This is a genomic window from Sphingobium sp. B12D2B, from assembly GCF_025961775.1.
In the GTDB taxonomy this organism is placed as follows: domain Bacteria; phylum Pseudomonadota; class Alphaproteobacteria; order Sphingomonadales; family Sphingomonadaceae; genus Sphingobium.
The window spans coordinates 95,825-102,440 of the sequence record NZ_JAOQOH010000002.1; the positions used below are offsets into that span (position 1 = coordinate 95,825).

Sequence of the window (6,616 nt, forward strand, 5' to 3'; positions counted from 1 at the left end):
GCCCTCCCGGCGCACGGCGTGGGAACGTGCGCCAAACCGGGACGAGGCGTGGAAAACTCAGGTCGGTTTTGGCCTTCGGGGAAGAAGGCCAAAGTCGCGGCTTTGCCGCAACCGCGGGATCGCAAGCGCCTGCGCCCGCCCGATCCGGACAAGTTGCCAGGAGTCATTGTGCACTACCGACATAGTAGACGTTGGCATCGGACAGCCGGACCCTTGGCGTGATCATCTGAAGATCGCTCGCCTGTCCCCTTTGGACGATCCTGGCGGTCGGCAGCTGCAAATCTGTGCCTGCCACCTCGGTATAAAGTGAGCCGCGCGGCCCGCGTTCGCTAGCAAGGTCCCGGACGAGCAGTGGGTTGAAGCTGCTCCCAAGCGGCGATCGCACATCGCGAACCACCTGCCAGGGCGTGGGATCTCCCATGTGGATGACCCGATCGGCTTCCCTCTGCAGCGGCACCCACTGATTGGCTACCCTCTCCACACTGAGCGTCCCGGAGCGGTAGCTGATCGTATAATTCGGCGCCGTGCCGTTGCTGGCGTTGAGGACGTAACTGCCCACCGGGGCGTTGCCAAAGCCCTCGCTCGAGAAGGTGACGCCCGTCACAATGTCAGGCCGATCGGTGCCGACGAGGCCTGCAAGCGTATAAGTGACCATGGGCTCAGGACCATTCGCCTCTTTGCGCGCGTCATTGACAGCAAGGATCAGCGTGGCGGGCGATATCGAGACTGTGAGGCCCATCGGTTGACTGATCCGATAATTGCCGGCATCCGCTCCAGCTAATGTGAGCGCACCGGTGACCGCTTTGCCAACGCCGACATTCTTGTCGGTCATCAGTCCCGTCTTATCTCCGAGCGCCACCGCGTCACCGGCGATAAGGCCTGCAAGACTGTTGCCCTCGATCGCGACGAGGCGGCTGCCATCATAAATGCGATCGACGGCCTTTGCCCCAACCAACGCCAGCGTCACGGCGGAGATATTGACGGTCAGTCCGGTGGGTTGGACCAGCTCGTAATTCTCGAGGCCTGTGCCCGTGACGGTGAATGATGCAGCCACTTGCTTGGCGGTTCCAACATTCTTGTCGGCCATCGTACCGGTTTTGGTGTCGAGTGTGATGCTATCGCCCGCAGCAACCCCTTGGAGTGTGCCGTTGATGACGACTGCGGTTGTCCCATCATAGCTCCGGTCGACCGCCTCTGCGCCGTCAAGTCGGAGAACAGCCTTGGTAATGTTGGCGCTGAGCCCCGTCGGCTGCGTAATCGAATAGTTGTCCCGATCCGCGCCCGAGAGCGCAAAACCCGATGCCGTAACGATCTTACCAGTGCCCGCATTCTTGTCTGCGAAGGCGGCATTGCCTCTGACCAGCTGGAGATCGTCCAGCGAAACGACACCATCCAAGCGGCCGCCCGAGATCTGCGCGGCCAATGTCCCATCATAGACTTTGTCTTCTGCCACCACATCGAGCACCGTCACCGCCTTGCGAAAGATGGTGCTGGTGGAATTGGTGGCCGTGGTGCTGCCGAGCGTATAACCATAGATCGGCTTGCCGTCGGCTGTGGTGGCGCCGATGAGACTGATGCCGGTTGCCTCATATGTCTTGTTCCCGGTGCCCGCATTCTTGTCGGTGAAGGCAACGGTCCCAAGATCAAGGGTGATGTTGTCGTCGCCTACCGCACCGCCAGCAACAACCACAGGCGCGGGCACGTTCGTCGTGCCGTCATATGTCTTCTGAGTGGAAAGCAATGTCGGCGTGATGATCGGCGCGCGGATGAAGAGCAAACCGTTGCCAGTAGCCTGAGCGACGGGCGTCACTGCATAAGTCGCGGCATATTGCTTGAAGTCGAAGGACAGCGAACCCAGTGAGACATTGTTGGGGCCGCTGGCCCAGAGCAGCCAGCGACCGTTGGGCGTCGAGATCGTCGCATTACCCATATTGAGGACATCGCCGACAAACTGGACGGCGTCGCCCGACCCATTTGCGATGAAGCTTGCTCCGTTGAGCGTCTGCAGGGTTCCGGTGCCGGGGCCACCGCGCGAGATGGCGGTGATAGTGTTACCGGTTAACGAATTGAGTGTAATCTGGGCGCCGCTCGCGTCGGTACCCGCGCGGATTTCCGCATGAATATTGCCGGTACCAGCATCGATATTGGTGCCGTTGGCCATCGTGATCCGCGCCACACCGGGGTCCCGGTTGGCCGGAATAACGCCATTGGCAGGCCTCTCATTGGCAATCAGCGTTACGTCGCCATCACGCGTTGTTATGCTCGCATTGATCAGGATTGACCGACCCGCTTGAAGCGTGAGCGTGCCCACTCCGCTGCTTCCCGCTGCGACGGTGATCGCATTAGAAACTGTGATGTCGTTGGACGCCTGCAGCACGACGTCGGTCCCACTTTGCAACTGGCTCGCGATGCCGGCGGCGGCGAACCTGATGGTGCTCGTGGGCGCGTCGCCAAAGCCTCTCCCTGGGACACTGCCTTCGCTAATGAAGTAGACACCGCCGCCGACGTAGCTGCTATCCCCCATCTCGTTATACTTCGCCGCACCGATGGCGAGCAGGTTAGCGTTTCCGTTATAGGCGAGCGCCGAGCCCAGTTCCGTTCCTGGCGCGACAGCAAGGTCAACATCGCCCGGAGCTGTTTGATTGAGACCAATCGTGCTGGTGAGGGCGGCGCTCATATGGCTAGTGTCACCGAACTCGATCAACGACACTTTGCCGACGTTCGCATTGCTACTGTCGCTATAGGATCGGGATCCGACGGCAAGCTTGATCCCTGCATCGTCCAGGGCGACAGCCGAGCCGAAGCGTTCACCCGCCGAAACGACCAAGCCCAACCCAGCGGGCATGGCATAATCTCGCCCCAAAATCGCGTGCAGAGTCTCATCCAGAAGGTTGGTGAGCGGAAACTGATAGGTGTAGACGGCGCCTGCGTCGCTTGAATCAAAGTTCGCTCCCTCGTTGCCGGGGGATCCGACGGCCATTACATTTCCAGAACCGCTCAGCGCCACTGAGGAACCAAATTGGTGGCCAGAGCCCAACGCCTCAAGACCGTCACCATTGTTGTAATAGGCGGCGCCCAACGTGCCGAGGCGCACAACATTGCTAAAGACGTCGTCGTCGAAGCGATATTTGTACACAGCACCCGCTTCGTCAGTGGCATTGTCGCCGCCGTCATCGCCGGGCGCCCCTACGATAAGTTGATTACCAGCATTGTTTAGCGCGACGGCACTGCCGAACCGGTCATCATCTTCCAGACGAATTTCGTTCCGGTCCTTGCTGTCCAGATAGCCCAGGCCAATAATGCCTTCCAAAGCGCCGGATCCGAAGGCGACCGCGGGATCATTGAACGAGAAGAGATAAACCGCGCCCGTCTCAGGGTTGTTGTCAGCTGCGCCAGCATCCCCGGGAGCACCAACCGCCAAACGATCGCCCGCGCCGTTCAGCGCCACGGAAGATCCGAACCGATCATCGGAGCCAAGACCGATGTCCCGGTTGTTGCCACCGGCATAGCCTGCGCCAATTTTGGCTGCCAGGGTGGCATTTGCGAGGTTCCCGCCGCTCAGATCGAAGAGATAGACCGCGCCCGCGTCAAGCACGTCATCGTTGATACCGTCGTCGCCGACAGCACCAACTGCAAGCCGATCGCCGCTGGCGTTGAAGGCAACCGAGAAGCCAAAGCGATCATTGCTAAGGGTTGGCACTTGATATTCGACAGGAATATCCTTGGGAGTCCCCGCTTGCGCACGATAGCCCGCACCAATCGTACCCTCCAACAGAGGATTTTCAAAGGTCGCTCCGCTGAAGGAGAAGAGATGAGTGGCGCCCGCTCTATCGCGGTCGTTAGCTGCCCCCCTATCAAATCTTGCTCCCACGGCCAGCCTGTCTCCAGCGGCGTTTAAGGATACGGAGTTGCCAAAAAAGTCCTGCGCGTCGATGCCTGGAACAATGACCGGATCGGGGTAAGAATAAGGGGCATCGCCCAGAAAATGGATGGGGACACCGTTGTTGAAATTGCTATCGTCAAAGGCCAGAAGGAAGACACCCGGAGTGTCACCAGTCATGCCGATGGCGAGGCGATCGCCTGCTCCATTGAAGGATAGGCCGGCGCCAAATTGGGTGCGGGCTTGCAAAGCAATATTAACGTCGTTTGGGCCCGAATAATCATGTCCGATACGCCCGCGCAGCGCACTGCCGGCGTTAAAAGGATCGCCAATGTCGAACAGGTAAACTGCGCCCACCGACAAGCCCGCCGTCGCGGCCGTCCCGGGGGCGCCAACGGCCAGACGATCGCCTGCGCCGTTTAATGCAACTGCAGCGCCAAAACCGTCAGCCGCATTGAGATTAAGATCGAGATTGCCTGGTTGCGCATAGTCGGCGCCGATGACATGCTTGAGCGAACCGCCCTCAAAATCAGAATTAGCAAAGCCGAAGATGTAGACCGCGCCAGCCCCCGGACGGGAAGATGTCGCTCCACCATTATTGCCAGCCCCGACAGCCAGGACGGTACCAGCGGCGTTGAGCGAGACCGAACTGCCAAAATTGTCGTAATCCTCAAGCTGGACATCGATGTCGTTCGTGTCGGTAAAGCCTTCACCGATCGTGGCAGCTTTACGCCCATTGGTGAAATTGGAATCATCGAACGCGATCAGGGCTACAGCGCCGCCACCGACAGTTTGGAATGCGCCTACCGCAAGACGGTCGCCCGTCGCATTGAAGGCGACACTGGATCCGATTAACTCGAACGCTGAGTTCGATAGATTCACATTCTTGCCGCCCGAGAACTCGTTCGACACAATGGCTTCGAGTGCTCCGTTGCTGAAACTGTTGTCCGTAAAGCTGAACAGATAAACTCGGTTTTCGCGTAGGCTGCCGACGGCCAGGCGATCGCCGGCGCCGTTCAACGCTACAGACCAGCCAAAAAAGGCAATATCGCTCAGCTCTTGGGAGGTAGGTGGCGGCGCAACAGCCTGAAGTATCCCGTCATAGGCCCAGCCTGCCACCGAATCTGCATTACCAATAACGATGTTCTTGGGGTCCAGGAGGAGCGTACCACCTTTTCCGAGCGTCACGTTGGTGACATCGAGCCGGCGCAGCTCACCTGCTGACGAGATTTCAACCGATCCAGGATGAACGCCTCGAGCGTCGATGCCACCAAGGAAAGTGGTCTGCTGATCGGACCAGAGAATAGCTGTGCCGCCATTGCCCAGGGTGGAGTTGGCATTGATGCGTGTGCCGCCGCTCACATAGAGCGTCTTGGTCTGCGCGATCGGTGTGAGAGCCCCCCAGCGCCCAAGGAAGCTTTGATGGTAGGATTTGGACGTATCAGGTGCCTTGCCGCCCTGGAATGCGCCGCCGATACGAATGAGGCCACCAGCCTGGAGGCCCGAAGCGGCGATTGTCGGCGAGAGAAGCGAAACGCCGTGGCTGGCCGTCAGGTCGATCCGCCCACCATGGCCATATTGGCCCTGCGCGAGATAGGTACCGGAGGTCGTGTAATTGGTTGCGGCGCTGGCCGAGATTGTGCCGGCGTGGGTGAGGCCCGAGACGTTGGTAACCCCCGTTGATGTCTCGAGAACACTCCCAGCTCGATAGCCGATGGTGCCACCCTGCCCTAGCGCACCCACAGCCTGGACTTTGTCCGCCAATGAGAGCTGGCGCTGCGCGTCAACAGCGACGCTGCCGCCATCCTTGCCCGAGGCGGTGATGAGACCGCCCAGCGCCACCGAGCCGCCCGAGATGGTGACCTGGCCACCCTGCCCCTGCGCGCTGTCGGCAGAGACCAGGCCGGTCGAGGCGATATGGCCCGAGCCGGTCAGCGAGATCGTGCCCCCCTTCGCCTTGATCCCCTCGGCCCGGATGATGCCGGTCGAGTTAACCGAGGCGTTGACAACCTCGCGTGCCGCCGACGCCGTCAGCATCACCCGACCGCCATTGGCCTGCACCGTGCCGCTATTGTCGACCAGCGCCCCGCTGCCATCGCCCAGGGTCTGCTGGATCGCACCATCGGGCGCGAACTTGATCATCCCGTCGCCGTAGAGGTCCACCACAAAGCCGGTGCCGGCCCCCAGCGCCACCCGACCCATGTCCGCCACGATCACGCCGCTGTTGCGCACGCTCGGCGCCACCAGCGCCGCAAGACCTGCGTCCCGCACCGTGATCCGGCCTTCGTTGACGATTCCCGCCCCAGGCACACGCGCGCCGTTCGAGAAGCTCAGCGCGCCTGTCGCCATGAACCCCTCGGCATCGATATCGGCCGTGGTCGCCACCAGACCCGCAACATCCACAACAGCGCTCTTGCCGAACGCGATCCCGTTGCGGTTGATCAGCACCAGCTGGCCATTGGCGCTCAGATTGCCAAGGATCTGCGAAGCATCAGCGCCGGTCACCCGGTTGACCGCGATCGCATCCTTACCAGGCTGGACGAAGCGCACGTTCTCGCCCGTCCCCACCGAGAAGCTCTGCCAGTCCAGGATCGCCCGGCCGCTCGACTGGTTGATCGTGACCGAACCCGTCCCTTGCCCCGCGATGACCGCATCGCCCGCCACCACGACGCCACCCGCAGGATTAGCCTGTACCGGTACCGCCAGCGACAACGCCGCAATCAGCGCCAAACCGCT

Annotated in this window: 1 protein-coding gene; it reads right to left on the reverse strand. The window is 60.9% G+C overall.

Annotation, left to right across the window (positions count from 1 at the left end; translation table 11 throughout):
- Positions 1 to 163: 163 nt before the first annotated feature.
- Complete coding sequence (locus M2335_RS16370; RefSeq protein WP_264595518.1) at positions 164 to 6,610, reverse strand: YDG domain-containing protein; 6,447 nt, start codon at positions 6,608 to 6,610, stop codon at positions 164 to 166.
- Positions 6,611 to 6,616 lie beyond the last annotated feature (6 nt).